The following is a 19050-nucleotide window of genomic DNA, read 5'->3' on the forward strand; positions in this document are numbered from 1 at the left end:
AGAGTCAAACATGCGCAGAAAGGGGGCTCCTTGCGGAGCCCCCTTCGATCATCTGGAAGTCCAGGACTTACTGGATGATCTTGGCGACAACACCGGCACCAACGGTACGACCACCTTCGCGGATAGCGAAGCGCAGGCCGTCTTCCATGGCGATCGGTGCGATCAGGGTGACGGTCATCTGGACGTTGTCGCCCGGCATGACCATCTCCACGCCTTCCGGCAATTCACAGGTACCGGTCACGTCAGTAGTACGGAAGTAGAACTGCGGACGATAGCCCTTGAAGAACGGCGTGTGACGACCACCTTCTTCCTTGGACAGGATGTAGACTTCGGACTCGAACACGGTGTGCGGCGTAATGGAACCCGGCTTGGCCAGAACCTGACCACGCTCGACGTCGTCACGCTTGGTGCCACGCAGCAGGGCACCGATGTTCTCACCTGCACGACCTTCGTCGAGCAGCTTGCGGAACATTTCGACACCGGTAACGATGGTCTTGGTGGTGTCCTTGAGACCCACGATCTCGACTTCATCGCCAGTCTTGACAATGCCACGCTCGACACGGCCAGTAACAACGGTACCGCGACCAGAGATGGAGAACACGTCCTCGATCGGCATCAGGAACGGCTGATCGATGGCACGCTCCGGCTCGGGAATGTATTCATCCAGCGCCTTGATCAGGTTGGCAACGGCGGTAGTACCCATGCCGTTGTCGTCCTTGCCTTCCAGCGCCATCAGCGCGGAACCGATGATGATCGGCGTGTCGTCACCCGGGAAGTCGTACTCGTTGAGGAGCTCACGAACTTCCATTTCGACCAGCTCGAGCAGCTCTTCGTCATCGACCATGTCGGCCTTGTTCAGGAACACGACGATGTACGGAACGCCAACCTGGCGAGACAGCAGGATGTGCTCGCGAGTCTGCGGCATGGGGCCGTCAGCGGCAGAACAGACCAGGATTGCGCCGTCCATCTGGGCAGCACCGGTGATCATGTTCTTGACGTAGTCGGCGTGCCCCGGGCAGTCGACGTGAGCGTAGTGACGAGTCTCGGACTGGTACTCGACGTGAGCGGTCGCGATGGTGATACCACGCTCACGCTCTTCTGGAGCGTTATCGATGGTATCGAACGCGCGCCAGTCACCACCGAAAACTTCGGCGGAAACGCGGGTCAGGGCCGCAGTCAGCGTGGTCTTGCCGTGGTCGACGTGACCGATGGTGCCGACGTTGACGTGCGGTTTGGAACGCTCAAATTTTTCCTTAGCCACTGCTATAACCTCTTTACGTTAGCTAACGGTTAACCGTTCTGGTTGATGACGGCTTCGACGACGCTGGACGGCGCCTCTTCGTAATTCGCAAACTCCATGGTGTAGCTTGCGCGGCCCTGGGTCTGAGAACGCAGATCGGTCGCATAACCGAACATCTCAGCCAACGGAACCGTGGCACGGATGATCTTGCCGGAAGACGAGTCATCCATACCCTGCACAAGGCCACGACGGCGGTTCAGGTCACCCATGACGTCACCCATGAACTCCTCGGGCGTCACGACCTCGACCTTCATCACCGGCTCAAGCAGGACTGCCTTGGCCTTGCGAGCACCTTCCTTGATCGCCATGGAAGAGGCGATCTTGAACGCGGTCTCGTTAGAGTCCACGTCGTGGTAGGAACCGTCGAACAGCGTAACCTTGACGTCGATCATCGGGTAACCCGCGATGACACCGTTCTGCAGCTGCTCATAGGCCCCTTTCTCGACGGCCGGCACGTATTCCTTGGGAACCACGCCACCGACGATCTCGGACGCGAACTTGAAGTGCATCTCCTCGTCCTCGCCCTTGTCTTCGGCCGTCAGAGGCTCGATGCGCAGGTGTACGTGGCCGTACTGACCGCGACCGCCCGACTGACGAACGAACTTGCCTTCCTGCTCGACCGACTGGCGAATGGTCTCGCGATAGGCCACCTGCGGCTTACCGATGTTGGCCTCGACCTTGAACTCGCGACGCATGCGGTCAACGATGATGTCGAGGTGCAACTCGCCCATGCCGGAAATGATGGTCTGCCCGGTCTCCTCGTCGGTCTTGACGCGGAAGGACGGGTCTTCCTGGGCCAGCTTGCCCAGTGCAACACCCATCTTCTCCTGGTCGGCCTTGGACTTCGGCTCAACCGCCACGGAGATAACCGGGTCCGGGAACTCCATGCGCTCCAGAACGATCTTCTCGTTGATATCGCACAGGGTATCGCCGGTGGTGACATCCTTGAGACCGATACAGGCCGCGATGTCGCCCGCCAGAACTTCCTTGATTTCTTCTCGGGAGTTGGCGTGCATCTGGACGATACGACCCACGCGCTCTTTCTTCTGCTTGACAGAGTTATAGACACTGTCACCAGACTTGAGCACGCCGGAATAGACGCGAATGAACGTCAGGGTACCGACGAACGGATCAGTCGCGATCTTGAAAGCCAGCGCCGCGAAGGGGGCATTATCGTCAGCTTCACGCGTGGCGATCGTGCCTTCCTTGTCGTCCAGCTCACCCTCGATGGCCTTGACCTCGGTAGGTGAAGGCATGTACTCGATAACGCCGTCCAACACCGCCTGCACGCCCTTGTTCTTGAACGCAGAACCGCAGGTGATGAGCACGATCTCGTTATCGAGGGTACGACGACGCAGACCAGCCTTGATATCCTCTTTGGAGAGCTCGCCCTCTTCGAGGTACTTCTCCATGAGCTCCTCGGACGCCTCGGCAGCGGCCTCGACCATCTCTTCGCGATACTTCTCGGCAGTCTCCTGCAGATCGGCCGGAATATCGACGAGCTGGTAGTTCATGCCGAAGTTGTCTTCGTCCCAGAGGATGGCCTTCATCTCGATCAGGTCGATGACGCCCTTGAAGTCCTCTTCCGCACCCCAGTTGATCTGGATCGGCACGGTATTGGCACCAAGGCGCTGCTTGAGCTGGTCGACGACCATGAAGAAGTCGGCCCCGGCACGGTCCATCTTGTTGACGAATACCATGCGCGGTACTTCGTACTTGTTGGCCTGGCGCCAGACGGTTTCCGTCTGGGGCTGAACGCCGGAAGAGCCACACAGCACGACCACAGCACCGTCGAGGACACGCAGCGAACGCTCGACTTCGATGGTGAAGTCGACGTGCCCAGGCGTATCGATGATGTTGATACGGTGCTCGTCGAACTGCTTGCTCATGCCCTGCCAGAAACAGGTGGTCGCCGCGGAGGTGATAGTGATACCACGCTCCTGCTCCTGCTCCATCCAGTCCATGGTGGCTGCACCCTCATGGACTTCGCCGACCTTGTGAGACAGGCCGGTATAGAACAGGACACGCTCGGTAGTGGTGGTCTTCCCGGCGTCGACGTGAGCAACGATACCGATGTTACGGTAACGCTTAAGCGGAGTCTTGCGTGCCACGATGGAAATCCCCGTTGGTTAGAAGCGGTAGTGTGAGAAGGCCTTGTTGGCTTCTGCCATGCGATGCACGTCTTCACGCTTCTTCACAGCAGCGCCCTTGCCTTCGGCGGCATCCAGCATTTCGCCGGCGAGACGCTGCACCATGGTCTTCTCGCCACGGTTACGGGCAGCGTCGACCAGCCAGCGCATGGCCAGCGCCTGGCGACGCGAAGGACGTACTTCCACGGGCACCTGGTAGGTCGCACCGCCGACACGGCGAGACTTGACCTCGACCATCGGCTGGATGGCTTCCAGCGCCTTGTCAAAGATGTCCAGCGGCTCGTCTTTTCCACGTTCGGCAACCCGGTCGAGTGCACCGTAAACGATGCGCTCGGCTACAGACTTCTTGCCGCTGATCATCAGGTGGTTCATGAACTTCGCCAGGCGCTCGCTTCCGAACTTCGGATCCGGAAGAATCTCGCGCTTAGCAGCAACTCTTCTTCTAGGCATGATAAGCCCTCGGTTGAAGGGTCCTTCAGGTAAACCCGAGACTCCCGCTCGCTGTGCGAACGACGCTCGACCTTACTCTTATCTGACCATTGTTACGTAGGAATAAAGAACGTCCGGCATCAGGCCTTGGGACGCTTGGTACCGTACTTGGAACGGCCCTGCTTACGGTTCTGTACACCGGAGGTGTCCAGGGCGCCGCGAACAGTGTGATAACGCACACCCGGCAAGTCCTTGACACGGCCGCCACGAATCAGGACCACGGAGTGCTCCTGCAGGTTGTGGCCTTCACCGCCGATGTAGGAAGTGACTTCGAACCCGTTGGTCAGACGAACACGACACACCTTACGCAGTGCGGAGTTCGGCTTCTTCGGGGTAGTGGTGTAAACGCGGGTGCAAACCCCGCGACGCTGCGGACAGGCCTGCAGCGCCGGCACGTCGCTCTTGGCGACGGGGCGCTTGCGCGGCTTGCGCACGAGCTGGTTGATCGTTGCCATAGTCTGTAGCTGACTCCAATGGTTGCCTTGCTTTTCTGCGCCGTGAAGCGCATAGGGGCGCACCGCCCCCACTATCAAAGGCTGGGCATTCTAATGTCTGGTCGCAATCGACGTCAAGGCCGACCCACGAGGGCCGGCCAGGACATTGAGACGCTCTGCCTTAGAGTTCGTCGTCATCCGCATCGAGCGCGGTAAGCTGGGCGCCCAGTTCCGCCTCGACGTCGTAGGCCGACGGATGGAGCGTGCGCTCGGCTTCTTCGCGCTTGCGGCGACGCTCCGCATGGTGGGTCAGGCCGGTACCGGCCGGGATCAGACGTCCCACCACCACGTTTTCCTTCAAGCCACGCAGGTAATCGCGCTTGCCAGTGACGGCCGCTTCGGTCAGTACGCGGGTCGTCTCCTGGAAGGAGGCCGCAGAAATGAACGACTCGGTCGCCAGCGAGGCCTTGGTGATACCCAGCAGCACACGCTCGTACTTGGCCGGGAACTTGTCCTGCTCGGCCAGGCGGCCGTTTTCCTCGAGCACACGTACCAGCTCGACCTGGTCACCCGGAATGAAGCTGGAATCGCCGGAATCGGTAATCTCCACCTTGCGCAGCATCTGGCGCACGATAACTTCGATGTGCTTGTCGTTGATGCCGACACCCTGGAGGCGGTAGACCTCCTGAATCTCAGTGGTGATGTACTTGGCCAGTTCCGCGACACCCAGCAGGCGCAGGATGTCGTGCGGGTTGCTCGGCCCATCGGAGATCACCTCGCCCTTCTCGACGCTCTCGCCCTCGAACACCGCGATCTGGCGCCACTTGGGGATCAGCATCTCGAACGGATCGCCGGATTCCGGGGTAATCGTCAGGCGACGCTTGCCCTTGGTCTCCTTGCCGAAGCTGACCACGCCGCTGATTTCCGCCAGAATTGCCGGCTCCTTCGGCTTGCGCGCCTCGAACAAGTCGGCAACGCGCGGCAGACCCCCAGTGATGTCCTTGTTGCTCGACGCTTCGACCGGGATACGCGCGATGACCTCACCGACACCGATCTGAGCGCCGTTCTCGGCAGAGACGATGGCGCGACCGGGCAACAGGTACTGAACCGGCGTATTGGACCCTGGCAAGGTGACATATTCACCCGCCTCGTCAGTCAGCATGATCATCGGACGCTTGTCGCGACCCGCTGCGGGACGCGAAGCCGCCTCGATCACCTCGATGGACGACAGGCCGGTCATCTCGTCCACACTGCGGTGGATGGTGATGCCTTCATCCATATCGATGAACTGTGCCTTGCCCTGCACCTCGGCGACGACCGGATGGGTATGCGGATCCCACTTGGCCACGGCCTGACCGCCTTCGACGTGATCGCCATCCTTGACCGACAGTTCCGCCCCATAGGGCAGCTTGTAGTATTCGCGCTCACGGCCGTGCTCGTCGGCGACGGCCAGGGCACTGGAGCGGGAAACCACGACCAGCTTGCCATCGGCACGTTCGACATGCTTGATGTTGTGCAGGCGCACCTTGCCGCCATGCTTGACCTGCACGCTATCCACCGCTGATGCTCGCGAAGCCGCCCCACCGATGTGGAACGTACGCATGGTCAACTGGGTGCCCGGCTCGCCGATAGACTGCGCGGCGATAACACCGACCGCTTCACCTGTGTTGACCTGGTGGCCACGCGCCAGGTCGCGGCCATAACAGGCCGAACACACCCCGTGCGGGGTTTCACAGGCAATCGTGCTGCGCACCACGATTTCGTCGACACCCATGGTGTCGAGCTGTTCGCACCAGGCTTCGTCGAGCAGCGTGCCGCGCGGAATGAGCACCTCTTCGGTCGCCGGGTCGATGACATCCTGCGCCACGACACGACCCAGCACACGCTGCGCCAGGGACACGATGATGTCGCCACCCTCGATGACCGGGTGCAAGGTGAGGCCTTCCTCGGTGCCACAATCGGGCTCGGTGATGACCAGGTCCTGCGCCACATCGACCAGGCGGCGAGTGAGGTAACCGGAGTTGGCGGTCTTGAGTGCCGTATCCGCCAGTCCCTTACGTGCCCCGTGGGTCGAGATGAAGTACTGCAGGACGTTCAGGCCTTCACGGAAGTTGGCCACGATCGGCGTCTCGATGATCGAGCCGTCCGGCTTGGCCATCAGGCCACGCATGCCCGCCAACTGGCGAATCTGGGCTGCACTACCACGTGCCCCGGAGTCGGCCATGATGAACACGCTGTTGAACGAGTCCTGCTCGACTTCCTCGCCCTGGCGATTGACGACGGTCTCCTTGGAGATACCTGCCATCATCGCCTTGGCCACCTTGTCGTTGGCCTTGGACCAGATATCGATGACCTTGTTGTACTTCTCGCCTGCAGTCACGAGACCGGAAGAGAACTGGTCCTCGATTTCCTTGACCTCATCTTCGGCCGCATCAACGATGTCTTTCTTCTCGTCTGGAATGACGAAGTCGTTGACGCCGATGGACGCACCGGACCAAGTGGCCAGACGGAAGCCGGTGTACATCAGCTGGTCGGCAAAGATCACCGCATCCTTCAGACCGCTGCGACGGTAGACCTCGTTGATCAGGCGCGAGATTGCCTTTTTCTTCATCGGCTGGTCGACCAGCTCGAACGGCACGCCCTTGGGCAGAATGCGGAACAGCATGGCACGACCGACCGTGGTGTCGTACAGCGAGGTCTTCTCGACCAGCTCGCCACCCTCTTCCTCGGCCAGGTATTCGGTCAGGCGAACCTTGACGCGAGCATGCAATGACACACTCTGAGTACCGAAGGCACGCTCGACCTCATTGAGGTTGGCGAACACCATGCCTTCGCCCTTGGCACCGATGCGCTCACGAGTCATGTAGTACAGGCCCAGGACGACGTCCTGCGACGGTACGATGATCGGTTCGCCGTTGGCCGGTGACAGCACGTTGTTGGTAGCCATCATCAGTGCACGCGCCTCGAGCTGGGCTTCCAGCGTCAGCGGCACGTGGACGGCCATCTGGTCACCGTCGAAGTCGGCGTTGTAGGCGGCACAGACCAGCGGGTGCAGCTGGATCGCCTTGCCCTCGATGAGCATCGGCTCGAAGGCCTGGATACCCAGGCGGTGCAGCGTCGGTGCGCGGTTGAGCAGCACCGGGTGCTCGCGGATGACATCGGCCAGGATGTCCCACACCTCGGGAAGCTCGCGCTCGACCATTTTCTTGGCGGCCTTGATGGTCGATGCCTGACCGCTGGCCTGCAGCTTGGAATAGATGAACGGCTTGAACAGCTCCAGCGCCATCTTCTTGGGCAGACCGCACTGATGCAGGCGCAGGGTCGGACCCACGGTAATGACCGAGCGACCGGAATAGTCGACGCGCTTACCCAGCAGGTTCTGACGGAAACGCCCCTGCTTACCCTTGATCATGTCGGCCAGCGACTTCAACGGGCGCTTGTTCGACCCGGTAATCGCCCGGCCGCGACGACCGTTGTCGAGCAGCGCATCGACCGACTCCTGCAGCATGCGCTTCTCGTTGCGCACGATAATGTCGGGCGCATTGAGGTCGAGCAGACGCTTGAGGCGGTTGTTACGGTTGATCACACGGCGGTACAGGTCGTTGAGATCCGACGTCGCGAAGCGCCCACCGTCGAGCGGGACCAGCGGACGCAGGTCAGGCGGCAGCACCGGCAGCACTTCCATGACCATCCACTCCGGCGCATTGCCGGAATTGTAGAAGGCTTCCAGCAGCTTCAGACGCTTGGACAGCTTCTTGATCTTGGTCTCGGAGTTGGTCTGCGGAATCTCTTCGCGCAGACGCTCGATCTCCTCGCCAAGATCGATGTCCTTGAGCAGCGCCTGGATCGCCTCGGCGCCCATACGCGCGTCGAAATCGTCGCCAAACTCTTCCAGCGCCTCGAAATATTGCTCGTCGTTGAGCAATTGTCCGCGCTCGAGGGTGGTCATGCCCGGGTCGATGACCACGAAGCTTTCGAAATAGAGCACGCGCTCGATATCACGCAGGGTCATGTCCAGGAACATGCCGATGCGCGACGGCAGCGACTTCAGGAACCAGATATGCGCCACTGGCGAGGCCAGTTCGATATGGCCCATGCGCTCGCGGCGAACGGCAGCCTTGGTGACTTCGACGCCACACTTTTCGCAGATGATGCCGCGGTGCTTCATGCGCTTGTACTTGCCGCACAAGCACTCATAATCCTTCACCGGACCGAAGATCTTGGCGCAGAACAGGCCATCACGCTCGGGCTTGAAGGTACGGTAATTGATGGTTTCCGGCTTCTTGACCTCACCATAGGACCAGGAGCGGATCATGTCCGGCGACGCGAGCGTAATCTTGATCGCGTCGAACTCTTCGGACTGTGCCTGCGATTTGAGGACTTTCACCAAATCTTTCATGGGGTCGGCTCCGTTGCGGAGTTGTCATGAGCGGGACCCGGTTTCCGAGTCCCGCGGACCGTCATTCTTCAGCGTCCGGCGTTTAGCCTTCCAGCTCGATATCAATACCCAGCGAGCGGATTTCCTTCACCAGTACGTTGAAGGACTCCGGCATGCCCGCCTGCATGGAGTGGTCGCCGTCGACGATGTTCTTGTACATGCGGGTACGCCCTTCCACGTCGTCAGACTTGACGGTGAGCATTTCCTGCAGCGTATAGGCAGCGCCGTACGCCTCGAGTGCCCACACCTCCATCTCACCGAAGCGCTGTCCACCGAACTGCGCCTTGCCGCCCAGCGGCTGCTGGGTAACAAGTGAGTAGGAGCCAGTGGAACGCGCATGCATCTTGTCATCCACCAGGTGGTTGAGCTTGAGCATGTACATGTAACCCACGGTGACCGGACGGTCGAACTTCTCGCCGGTACGGCCATCATAGAGATCCATCTGCCCCGAATCGGGCAGATCGGCCAGCTTGAGCAGACCCTTGATCTCGTGCTCCTTGGCGCCATCGAAGACCGGCGAAGCCATCGGCACGCCACCGCGCAGGTTCCTGGCCAGGGCAATCACCTCCTCGTCGCTCAACGAGTCGATGTCCTCCTGACGGGTACCGGCGGTGTTGTACACCTTGCTGAGGAATTCGCGAATCTCGGCAACCTGCTGTTCGCGAGCGTCGCGCAGCATGGTGTCGATCTTCATGCCCAGGCCGCGTGCCGCCATACCCAGGTGGGTCTCGAGGATCTGACCGACGTTCATGCGCGAAGGTACGCCCAGCGGGTTCAGGACCACATCGACCGGCTCGCCCTGATCGTCGAACGGCATGTCCTCGATCGGCATGATGGCCGAGATGACACCCTTGTTACCGTGACGACCGGCCATCTTGTCACCCGGCTGGATGCGACGCTTGACCGCCAGGTAGACCTTGACGATCTTGAGCACGCCCGGTGCCAGGTCGTCGCCCTGGGTAAGCTTGCGCTTCTTGTCCTCGAAACGCTCGTCCATTTCCTTGCGACGGCTCTCGAGCTGCTCGTCAGCCTGGGCCAGCAGTTCGTTGAGCGTCTCGTCCTGCAGGCGCAGCTTGAACCACTGCTGACGCGGCAGCTCGTCGAGGTACTCCTCGGAAAGCACGTCGCCCTTCTTGAGCTTGGGCCCCCCATTGACCGCCTGGCCGGACAGCTGGCGCTTGAGACGCTCGAAAGTGGCGTCTTCGGCGATACGGTAGGTTTCCTGCAGGTCCTTGCGTACCTCGTCGAGCTGCATCTGCTCGATGGACAAGGCGCGCGAGTCCTTCTCGACCCCGTCACGGGTGAAGACCTGGACATCGATGACGGTGCCCTTCATGCCGGTCGGTGCACGCAGCGAGGTATCCTTCACGTCGGACGCTTTCTCGCCGAAGATGGCTCGCAGCAGCTTCTCTTCCGGCGTGAGCTGGGTCTCGCCCTTGGGCGTGACCTTGCCGACCAGGATATCACCGGGCCCGACCTCGGCACCGATATAGACCACACCGGCCTCGTCGAGCTTGGACAGCGCCGATTCACCAACATTGGGAATGTCCGAGGTGATTTCCTCGGCGCCCAACTTGGTGTCGCGCGACACGCAGGTCAGTTCCTGGATGTGGATGGTGGTGAAACGATCTTCCTGCACCACACGCTCCGAGACCAGGATCGAGTCCTCGAAGTTGTAGCCGTTCCAGGGCATGAACGCGATGCGCATGTTCTGACCCAGGGCCAGATCACCCATGTCAACGGACGGGCCGTCAGCCAGGATATCACCACGCGCCACGATGTCCCCAGGACGCACGATGGGGCGCTGGTTCATGCACGTGTTCTGGTTGGAACGCACGTACTTGGTCAGGTTGTAGATATCGACGCCGGCTTCGCCGCCGATGATCTCGTCCTCGTTGATTCGTACCACGATGCGCTTGGCATCGACCGAATCGATCACCCCGCCACGGCGTGCCACGGCGCAGACACCGGAGTCGCGAGCCACGAAACGCTCCATGCCGGTACCGACGAGCGGCTTGTCGGCACGCAGGGTCGGCACCGCCTGGCGCTGCATGTTCGAGCCCATCAGAGCGCGGTTGGCGTCATCGTGTTCGAGGAACGGAATCAGCGCTGCCGCTACGGACACCACCTGACGCGGCGACACGTCCATCAGGGTCACCTTGTCGGGCGCCATGAACGTGGTCTCGCCGCGGTGACGCACCTGGACCAGATCATCGATCAGCTTGCCCGACTCGTCGACAGTCGCCGATGCCTGGGCGATGATGAAGTCGCCTTCCTCGATCGCCGACAGGTGGACCACCTCGTCAGTGACCTGGCGATCCACGACCTTGCGATACGGCGTCTCGAGGAAGCCATAGCTGTTGGTGTGGCTGTAGGTCGCCAGTGAGTTGATCAGACCGATGTTCGGCCCTTCCGGCGTCTCGATCGGACACAGGCGGCCATAGTGAGTGGCGTGAACGTCACGCACCTCGAAGCCGGCACGCTCACGGGTCAGGCCACCCGGACCAAGCGCCGAGACGCGACGCTTGTGCGTCACCTCGGACAGCGGGTTGTTCTGGTCCATGAACTGGGACAGCTGGCTGGAACCGAAGAACTCCTTGATCGCTGCCGCCACCGGCTTGGCATTGATCAGGTCCTGCGGCATCAGGCCTTCGCTTTCCGCCATGGACAGGCGTTCCTTGACCGCACGCTCGACGCGTACCAGACCGACGCGGAACTGGTTTTCGGCCATTTCGCCGACACAGCGAATACGACGGTTACCCAGGTGGTCGATATCGTCGACGTCACCGAAGCCGTTACGGATCGCGATCAGCTCCTTGAGCACGTCGAGGATGTCGGCATTGTCGAGCACGCCCGGCCCGGTATCGGAATCGCGACGCAGGCGACGATTGAACTTCATGCGACCGACGCCTGACAGGTCGTAGCGGTCCTCGGTGAAGAACAGGTTATGGAACAGCGTCTCGGCCGCTTCCTTGGTCGGCGGCTCGCCGGGACGCATCATGCGGTAGATCTCGACCAGCGCCTCGAGCTGGGAACGCGTCGTATCCAGCTTCAGGGTGTCGGAGATGAACGAACCGCAGTCAAGATCGTTGGTGTACAGCGTTTCCAGGGACGTGATACCCGCCTGCCCCAGCTTCTCCAGCAGGTCGGGAGTGATTTCGCTGTTGCACTCGCAGATCAGTTCGCCGGTATTGGGATCGACCTGATCCTTGGCCAGCGTCTTGCCGAACAGGTACTCCATCGGCACCTCGAGGCGTTCGAGGCCCGACTTTTCCATCTGTCGGATATGCTTCTGGGTGATACGCCGGCCTTCTTCGACGATCACGCTGCCATCGACATCCTTGATGTCGAAGGTGGCAGTTTCACCGCGCAGGCGCGACGGCACCAGGTCCACCGAGAAGCCGGACTTCTCGATGTTGAAGGTACTGGTGTCGAAGAACGTGTCGAGAACTTCCTCGGCGCTCATGCCCAGCGCGCGCAGCAATACCGTGGCCGGCAGCTTGCGGCGGCGGTCGATGCGCACGAAAACGTTGTCCTTCGGGTCGAACTCGAAGTCCAGCCAGGAGCCACGGTAGGGAATGACCCGCGCGGAATACAGCAGCTTGCCCGAGGAGTGGCTCTTGCCCTTGTCATGATCGAAGAATACACCCGGGCTGCGGTGCAGCTGGGAAACGATGACGCGCTCGGTACCATTGACAACGAAGGTGCCGTTTTCGGTCATCAGGGGGATCTCCCCCATGTAGACTTCCTGCTCCTTGATGTCCTTGATGGCCTTGTTCGAGGAGTCCTTGTCGTAGATGATCAGACGGACCTTGACCCGCAACGGTGCCGAATAGGTGACGCCACGCAGCTGGCACTCCTTGACGTCGAACGCCGGAGTGCCGAAACGATAGCTGACATACTCGAGCGCGGCGTTTCCAGAGAAGCTCTCGATCGGGAATACGGACTTGAAGGCGGCGTGCAGGCCGACATCCAGACGCGAATTCGGCGCCCGGTCCTGCTGGAGGAAGTCGTAGTAGGAGTCAAGCTGGATGGCCAGCAGGTAAGGCACATCCATCACTTGGGGCAGTTTGCCGAAATCCTTGCGGATGCGTTTTTTCTCAGTGTATGAGTAAGCCATCTGTATTCCCCAGCTTGTTCACCATGGGTGACCGATGCGTGGTCGGCGCCACCCGACGAGGCAACCCCGTCAGGCGCTGACGGCAAGCCCCGGTAGAGGCTCGCCGTCGGAATTCGTCTAGCGTCTTATCCAAGCGATGACTTCACGATAGAACGCTAGTGACAACAGAAAAAGGCCGGCAGCGGGCATCCCGCCACCAGCCGTGGAAGCTTACGCAGCGCGTGAAGCCATGGGGCACAAGGGTTACTTGAGCTCCACGGAAGCGCCGGCTTCTTCCAGTTTCTTCTTGGCTTCTTCGGCATCGTCTTTGGACATGCCTTCCTTCAGGGTTGCCGGAGCGCCGTCGACGGCACCCTTGGCTTCCTTCAGGCCGAGGCCGGTGATCTCGCGAACGACCTTGATGACGTTGACCTTCTTGTCGCCAGCGGCGGTCAGAACCAGGTCGAACTCGGTCTGCTCTTCGGCAGCAGCGGCATCGCCACCGGCACCCGGGCCAGCCACGACAGCAGCAGCGGCAGAAACGCCGAACTTCTCTTCCATCGCTTCGATCAGCTCAGCGACTTCCATCACGGACATGTCGGCGACGGCGTTGATGATATCTTCTTTGGTCAGTGCCATGATTGCTTTCCTAAACTTTGCGGAGCGCGCCCTGGAGTGTTTGCGCTCGATAACTGGGTTGACGTTTCAGGCGACGAGGCAAAAAGAGTCGCTTACGCAGCTTCTTCCTGCTTCTTGTCGCGCAACGCGGCGAGGGTACGGACCAGCTTGCCGGCAGAAGCTTCCTTCATGACGGACATCAACTTGGCGATCGCCTCGTCGTACGTCGGCAGGGTTGCCAGACGATCAAGATCGGAAGCCGGAATCAACTCGCCTTCGTAGGCCAGCGCCTTGACTTCGAAGTCCTTCTGTCCCTTGGCAAACTCCTTGAACAGACGAGCTGCAGCGCCCGGGTGCTCGTAGGAGAAGGCCAGCAGGGTCGGACCAGCAAAAGTCTCGTCCAGGATCTCCCAGGGAGTTCCGGACAGAGCGCGACGTGCCAGCGTGTTGCGGACAACACGGATCTGCACGCCATTCTCGCGGGCCTGCTTGCGCAAATCGGTCATTGCGCTGACAGACACACCACGGGAATCGGCAACAACGACGGAGAGAGCTGCCTGAGCGGCTTCACTGACCTCTGCAACAATCGCTTTCTTGTCTTCGAGACCTAGTGGCACAGTGTTCACTCCTTCGTGCCGGGGCATCCGGGGATGCTCCGGTGGTTACCATCTCTCCCAGGCTATTCGGCAAGGGAGGCTTGGGTTGATGGTGCTCACCAGCGAACTGGCGGGGCACACCATCTGCGCAGGCGGTCCAGGCACACAACACGCTCTCAGACCATTAAGCCACTTTCAGATGGCACCTGCGGTCTTTGACGGTGCCCCGCCCGCTTGGCACGGGGACCGCAAAGTTACTGCCTGTTTCCCGACAATCACACGAACGCGCTGTGATCGACGGTAAGACCCGGGCCCATGGTAGTGGACAGGGTCATTTTCTTGAAATACACGCCCTTGGAGGTGCTGGGCTTGAGACGCTTGAGGTCGTTGACCAGCGCCTCGAGGTTGCCGCGAAGTGCATCGGCGGAAAAGTCCACCTTGCCAAGAGTCGTGTGGATGATGCCGTTCTTGTCGGTACGGAAACGCACCTGACCCGCCTTGGCGTTCTTGACCGCGGTGGCGACGTCGGGCGTCACGGTGCCGACTTTCGGGTTAGGCATCAGGCCGCGCGGACCGAGAATCTGGCCCAACTGGCCGACGACACGCATGGCGTCCGGCGAGGCGATCACCACGTCGAAGTCCAGGTTGCCTTTCTTTACCTGCTCGGCCAGATCGTCCATGCCGATCACATCGGCACCGGCTTCCTTGGCAGCATCGACGTTGGCGCCCTGGGTAAAGACAGCGACACGCACGTCCTTGCCGGTGCCGTTGGGCATGACGGTTGCACCACGCACCACCTGGTCGGATTTACGCGGATCGACGCCAAGATTGATGGCGACGTCGACAGACTCCTTGAACTTGACCTTGGACAGATCGCCGAGCAGGGAAATCGCTTCCTCAAGGGAATAAACCTTGGAGGAATCAACCTTCTCACGGATCATCTGTGCACGCTTGGACAGTTTGGCCATGATCAGAGACCCTCCACGTTGAGGCCCATGCTGCGGGCGCTACCGGCAATGGTACGCACAGCGGCGTCGAGATCGGCAGCCGTCAGGTCCGGCTCCTTGGTCTTGGCGATCTCTTCGAGCTGTTCGCGAGTCACGGTCCCGACCTTGGTCTTGTTCGGCTCGCCAGAACCGGACTTGATGCCAGCAGCCTTCTTCAGCAGGACGGCGGCAGGCGGCGTCTTGGTGATGAAGGTAAAGCTGCGGTCGGAGTAGACAGTGATGACCACGGGTGTCGGCAGACCCGGCTCGATGTCCTGAGTCTCGGCGTTGAACGCCTTGCAGAACTCCATGATGTTGACACCGTGCTGACCCAGCGCGGGGCCCACGGGGGGACTCGGATTGGCCTTGCCAGCTGCAACCTGCAGCTTGATATAGGCCTGGACTTTCTTAGCCATGATACTCTCCAGTTGGGTAATAGCGCCTTTCGGCTCCCCGGGTTAACGGCCTTGCAAGAGGCCGATGAACGGTGTCGGCAGCCCCTCACCGGGCGACCGAATCAATCCTTCTCGACTTGAGAGAACTCGAGCTCAACAGGCGTAGCACGGCCGAAGATCAGCACGCTGACCTGCAAGCGACTCTTCTCGTAATTGACCTCTTCGACGACACCGTTGAAGTCGGCAAACGGGCCATCGATGACACGCACAACTTCCCCCGGCTCGAAGAGCGTCTTGGGACGCGGCTTGTCTGCCCCGGACTCGACTCGGCGAAGGATGGCATCGGCTTCCTTCTTGGTGATCGGGGCGGGCTTTTCGGGCGTACCGCCGATAAATCCCATGACGCGCGGCGTCTCATTGACCAGATGCCAGGTCTGATCGTTCATTTCCATCTCGACCAGCACGTAGCCAGGGTAGAACTTGCGCTCACTCTTCCGGCGCTTGCCATCACGCATTTCGACGACTTCTTCGGTAGGCACCAGGATCTCACCGAACTGATCCTCCATGCCATACAGCTTCACCCGCTCGATCAGTGAGCGCATGACGTGCTTTTCAAAGCCGGAATAGGCGTGAACGACGTACCAACGCTTGGACATGGATACTCCTAACCAATGATGCCGGACATCGCCCAGCCCAGAACGGTGTCAATCAGCCACAGCATCAAACCGACCAGCAGTACGGCCACCAGAACGATAGCGGTCGTCTGAATGGTTTCCTGACGGGTCGGCCAGACGACGCGCTGAATCTCCTTGCGTGCACTACGGGCCAGTTCGACGAGGCTCCGCCCCTTGGCAGTCGTCAGCGCTACCGCTGCGGCTGCGGCACACAAGGCCACCACGCCCAGAACGCGATACAGCAAAGCCTGATCGGCAAAGTAACCGTTACCGACCACGGCCAACGCAACAAGAACGACGACAACCGCCCACTTGATCCCGTCGTGGCGCGACTCCTGCACCTCGGCGTTATGTTTCATGACGTGGGACTCCTCAAGGCGCGGCAATCGAAAAAAGACGGAATTATATGAGAAAAGGCCAGCCTGGGGAAGACTGGCAGGCCAGGAGGGAATCGAACCCCCAACCTGCGGTTTTGGAGACCGCTGCTCTGCCAATTGAGCTACTGGCCTGTAACACTTTGCAACCACCTCTTGCAGGCAGCCATGCAACAGCGGGCAAGATGATAACGAAAGCGCCTTGCCCTGACAACCCCTGACCGTCTTGCTATCAGAGAAAGAAAAGGCGAGCATCGGCTCGCCTCGAAACTGGAGCTCATGGACGGATTTGAACCGTCGACCTCACCCTTACCAAGGGTGTGCTCTACCCCTGAGCTACATGAGCTTGAAACCTGGAGCGGGCAGCGGGAATCGAACCCGCATCATCAGCTTGGAAGGCTGAGGTTCTACCATTGAACTATGCCCGCCTGCCCTACTCTTGCTATCGACGCGTAGCGCGGCGACCTTGAAACTTGGTGGAGGGGGAAGGATTCGAACCTTCGAAGCTTTCGCGGCAGATTTACAGTCTGCTCCCTTTGGCCACTCGGGAACCCCTCCAACGTGGCGGCAAATACTACCATCTCCGACCCGCCTGTCAAGTGCTTGTTTCTTTTGCACTTGCGGCGCCAGCCGAAGGCCCCAAGACGCGGCGCATTGTGTCAAAGCAGCGTCGAGAATGCAAGCCCTGCACGAATTCTTTCCAGCGCAGCCGGAGCAGGCACATGCGGCGCGCCTGCCATCCTGCCGGCCCGCTCCGCGGCTGTCAGGGGGAAGCACGCCTCGAGTCCGGCATAGACCATGTCCGGCCAAATAGCATGGGGCATACGGATCCCTCGCGAGACGACGCGAGCATCCCCTCCCGTAAGGAGCAGCGGCAGAGCCACTCCCTCCCGGTCACAGACTTCGGCATAAATACGGTTGACCGCACTGACTGCGGCCATGTAGATGCCGTGATTCACGGCCTCGACGGTATTCCTGCCGGGAGCCAGCAACTCATCGGCTTCGCTGTCAGGATCGATCGCCACGTTGCGTGTGCCCAGCTTGAGACTCTCTTTCATGAGTCGCAACCCAGGGATAATGTACCCCCCCAGGTGTCGCCCGCCAGGCAGGACAAAATCGATCGTGATGGCACTGCCACAGTCGACGCTGCAGCACCCGCCGGTCAACTGGTACCCAGCCAGGGCACCCATCCAACGGTCGACGCCGAGGCGCCCAGGCTCCTCGTAACCGTTGGTCACACCCAACGCTTCACGAACCGAGCCTGCCACGTGCACAGCCCCCACGCGACGCTGCAGCAGCGCCACCGTATCTTCCAGCACGGCACGGCGCGCCACGCTGGAAATACGCACGGCGCCCACCACATCCAGATCGGGAATATCAGCGCCCGGGCGCCACTCCTCGCGCGTCCATACCGCGCCTCGCGAGCGAATCTCGCTGCTCGAGACATCCTTGAGGCGCCACTTGGACAGCGTATTGCCAATATCGAGATCCAGAATCATGGGCGCCCACGCACACTGATTTCTCCACCCACCAGGCGCTGCACTTCGCCATTGCACGTAACAAGAAGATTGCCAGCCTCGTCGACCCGGTCGACCGTGGCTACATAGCTCAACCCGCCCTGGACGATATCGACGTCACGCCCGGCATAAGCATTACGCCGGTTCCATGCCTCCCGCCAGGGCTCGAAGCCCGCCTCTTCGAAGCCATTTAGCAAGCCGAGCAATGCTTCGATCAATTCAGCAGCCAACTGGTTTCTCGATACGCCAGGTGCTTGATCTGCAACGGCTGAGGCGGCCTGGTCGAGCTCCGTGCGCAGCGCCTCGGGCAGCACGACATTGAGACCAATGCCGATCACCACCTCACAAGGCCCCTCGGCATCACCGCTGAGCTCCAGCAGGATTCCGGCCAGCTTGCCATGCCCCTGGCCGGTCACGAGCAATACATCATTAGGCCACTTCAGTGCGACATCGAGACCATGCTTCTCAAGGACCTCAGCGATAACCACCCCCACCGCCAGGCTCAACCCTTCGAGCACCGATGCCCCACCCTGAAACCGCCAGCCCATGGAAAACAGCAGGCTACGCCCCCACGGGCTCATCCATTGGCGACCACGCCGCCCTCTGCCAGCAGTCTGGCTCTCCGCCAGGCACACCTCGGCATGCCCTGCCCCATGCAGGAAGCGGTCACGCAGAAACAGGTTGGATGATGGCAAGGTTTCTTCGACGAACAACCTGACAAGATGACGACGCGACTCCCGTGACAAGGCAGCAATAATCGCTGGCCCATCAATAAGCTCCATGGGCGAAGTCAGCCGATACCCTCGCCCCTTTACCGCCTCTAGCGGTATATCCAGGGCTTCGAGTTTCTTGAGCTGCTTCCAGACAGCCGTGCGGGTCACGCCGAGACGCTCCCCCAACTGCTCGCCTGAATGGTAACCGCCATCACTGAGCAGACGGATCAACTCGCCGATCGTCATGTCTTCCGTCCCGTCGAAAAA

14 protein-coding genes and 4 tRNA genes are annotated in these 19050 nt (G+C 60.6%); all 18 read right to left on the reverse strand.

Going from position 1 to position 19050, the window contains the following annotated elements:
• Positions 1 to 67 precede the first annotated feature (67 nt).
• The 18 genes from tuf to BM194_RS07850 all read right to left on the reverse strand — a co-directional run bounded on the left by tuf (position 68) and on the right by BM194_RS07850 (position 19029).
• Positions 68 to 1261, reverse strand: coding sequence for an elongation factor Tu (tuf, locus tag BM194_RS07765; RefSeq protein ID WP_092845415.1), 1194 nt, complete (start codon positions 1259 to 1261; stop codon positions 68 to 70).
• A gap of 29 nt (positions 1262 to 1290) precedes the next feature.
• The gene (fusA, locus tag BM194_RS07770; protein ID WP_092845417.1) at positions 1291 to 3411 is read right to left on the reverse strand and encodes an elongation factor G; all 2121 of its coding nucleotides are present in this window, start codon (positions 3409 to 3411) and stop codon (positions 1291 to 1293) included.
• A gap of 18 nt (positions 3412 to 3429) precedes the next feature.
• Positions 3430 to 3900 (reverse strand): 30S ribosomal protein S7, encoded by a 471-nt coding sequence (gene rpsG / locus BM194_RS07775; protein ID WP_092845419.1) that lies wholly within the window; start codon positions 3898 to 3900, stop codon positions 3430 to 3432.
• A gap of 119 nt (positions 3901 to 4019) precedes the next feature.
• Complete coding sequence (gene rpsL, locus BM194_RS07780) at positions 4020 to 4394, reverse strand: 30S ribosomal protein S12 (RefSeq protein WP_092845421.1); 375 nt, start codon at positions 4392 to 4394, stop codon at positions 4020 to 4022.
• 160 nt (positions 4395 to 4554) lie between these two features.
• On the reverse strand, positions 4555 to 8772 hold the full coding sequence (gene rpoC, locus BM194_RS07785) for a DNA-directed RNA polymerase subunit beta' (protein WP_092845423.1): 4218 nt from the start codon (positions 8770 to 8772) through the stop codon (positions 4555 to 4557).
• 82 nt (positions 8773 to 8854) lie between these two features.
• On the reverse strand, positions 8855 to 12931 hold the full coding sequence (rpoB, locus tag BM194_RS07790; protein ID WP_092845425.1) for a DNA-directed RNA polymerase subunit beta: 4077 nt from the start codon (positions 12929 to 12931) through the stop codon (positions 8855 to 8857).
• Between the two features lie 243 nt (positions 12932 to 13174).
• Positions 13175 to 13549 (reverse strand): 50S ribosomal protein L7/L12, encoded by a 375-nt coding sequence (gene rplL, locus BM194_RS07795; RefSeq protein ID WP_092845427.1) that lies wholly within the window; start codon positions 13547 to 13549, stop codon positions 13175 to 13177.
• 92 nt (positions 13550 to 13641) lie between these two features.
• Positions 13642 to 14145 (reverse strand): 50S ribosomal protein L10, encoded by a 504-nt coding sequence (gene rplJ, locus BM194_RS07800; protein WP_092845429.1) that lies wholly within the window; start codon positions 14143 to 14145, stop codon positions 13642 to 13644.
• A 254-nt stretch (positions 14146 to 14399) separates the two neighbouring features.
• Positions 14400 to 15092 (reverse strand): 50S ribosomal protein L1, encoded by a 693-nt coding sequence (gene rplA / locus BM194_RS07805; protein WP_092845431.1) that lies wholly within the window; start codon positions 15090 to 15092, stop codon positions 14400 to 14402.
• 2 nt (positions 15093 to 15094) lie between these two features.
• Positions 15095 to 15526 (reverse strand): 50S ribosomal protein L11, encoded by a 432-nt coding sequence (gene rplK / locus BM194_RS07810; RefSeq protein WP_092845433.1) that lies wholly within the window; start codon positions 15524 to 15526, stop codon positions 15095 to 15097.
• 101 nt (positions 15527 to 15627) lie between these two features.
• Positions 15628 to 16161 carry a transcription termination/antitermination protein NusG gene (gene nusG, locus BM194_RS07815; protein WP_092845435.1) on the reverse strand — a complete coding sequence of 178 codons (534 nt, stop codon included), beginning with the start codon at positions 16159 to 16161 and terminating at the stop codon, positions 15628 to 15630.
• Between the two features lie 8 nt (positions 16162 to 16169).
• The gene (gene secE / locus BM194_RS07820; protein WP_092845437.1) at positions 16170 to 16538 is read right to left on the reverse strand and encodes a preprotein translocase subunit SecE; all 369 of its coding nucleotides are present in this window, start codon (positions 16536 to 16538) and stop codon (positions 16170 to 16172) included.
• A 74-nt stretch (positions 16539 to 16612) separates the two neighbouring features.
• Positions 16613 to 16688 (reverse strand) — tRNA-Trp (locus tag BM194_RS07825).
• Positions 16689 to 16824: 136 nt separating this feature from the next.
• Positions 16825 to 16899 (reverse strand) — tRNA-Thr (locus BM194_RS07830).
• A gap of 8 nt (positions 16900 to 16907) precedes the next feature.
• Positions 16908 to 16981 (reverse strand) — tRNA-Gly (locus BM194_RS07835).
• A 46-nt stretch (positions 16982 to 17027) separates the two neighbouring features.
• Positions 17028 to 17111, reverse strand: a tRNA-Tyr gene (locus BM194_RS07840).
• A 101-nt stretch (positions 17112 to 17212) separates the two neighbouring features.
• Entirely contained in the window at positions 17213 to 18052 is an 840-nt protein-coding gene (locus BM194_RS07845; protein WP_092845439.1) for a type III pantothenate kinase, read from the reverse strand.
• A complete protein-coding gene (locus tag BM194_RS07850) occupies positions 18049 to 19029 on the reverse strand; it encodes a biotin--[acetyl-CoA-carboxylase] ligase (RefSeq protein ID WP_092845441.1) in 981 nt (326 codons plus the stop codon). Before BM194_RS07850 ends, BM194_RS07845 begins: the two co-directional genes overlap by 4 nt.
• Positions 19030 to 19050: the final 21 nt, after the last annotated feature.

It is taken from the genome of Modicisalibacter xianhensis, from assembly GCF_900113605.1.
Lineage (GTDB): Bacteria > Pseudomonadota > Gammaproteobacteria > Pseudomonadales > Halomonadaceae > Modicisalibacter > Modicisalibacter xianhensis.

What these genes read in the sequence shown, in the direction of transcription:
- rpsG (WP_092845419.1), bottom strand. Translation starts at nt 3,900, where the DNA reads ATGCCTAGAAGAAGAGTTGCTGCTAAGCGCGAGATTCTTCCGGATCCG.
- rpsL (WP_092845421.1), bottom strand. Translation starts at nt 4,394, where the DNA reads ATGGCAACGATCAACCAGCTCGTGCGCAAGCCGCGCAAGCGCCCCGTC.
- rpoC (WP_092845423.1), bottom strand. Translation starts at nt 8,772, where the DNA reads ATGAAAGATTTGGTGAAAGTCCTCAAATCGCAGGCACAGTCCGAAGAG.
- rpoB (WP_092845425.1), bottom strand. Translation starts at nt 12,931, where the DNA reads ATGGCTTACTCATACACTGAGAAAAAACGCATCCGCAAGGATTTCGGC.
- rplL (WP_092845427.1), bottom strand. Translation starts at nt 13,549, where the DNA reads ATGGCACTGACCAAAGAAGATATCATCAACGCCGTCGCCGACATGTCC.
- rplA (WP_092845431.1), bottom strand. Translation starts at nt 15,092, where the DNA reads ATGGCCAAACTGTCCAAGCGTGCACAGATGATCCGTGAGAAGGTTGAT.
- rplK (WP_092845433.1), bottom strand. Translation starts at nt 15,526, where the DNA reads ATGGCTAAGAAAGTCCAGGCCTATATCAAGCTGCAGGTTGCAGCTGGC.
- nusG (WP_092845435.1), bottom strand. Translation starts at nt 16,161, where the DNA reads ATGTCCAAGCGTTGGTACGTCGTTCACGCCTATTCCGGCTTTGAAAAG.
- secE (WP_092845437.1), bottom strand. Translation starts at nt 16,538, where the DNA reads ATGAAACATAACGCCGAGGTGCAGGAGTCGCGCCACGACGGGATCAAG.
- BM194_RS07845 (WP_092845439.1), bottom strand. Translation starts at nt 18,052, where the DNA reads ATGATTCTGGATCTCGATATTGGCAATACGCTGTCCAAGTGGCGCCTC.
- BM194_RS07850 (WP_092845441.1), bottom strand. Translation starts at nt 19,029, where the DNA reads ATGACGATCGGCGAGTTGATCCGTCTGCTCAGTGATGGCGGTTACCAT.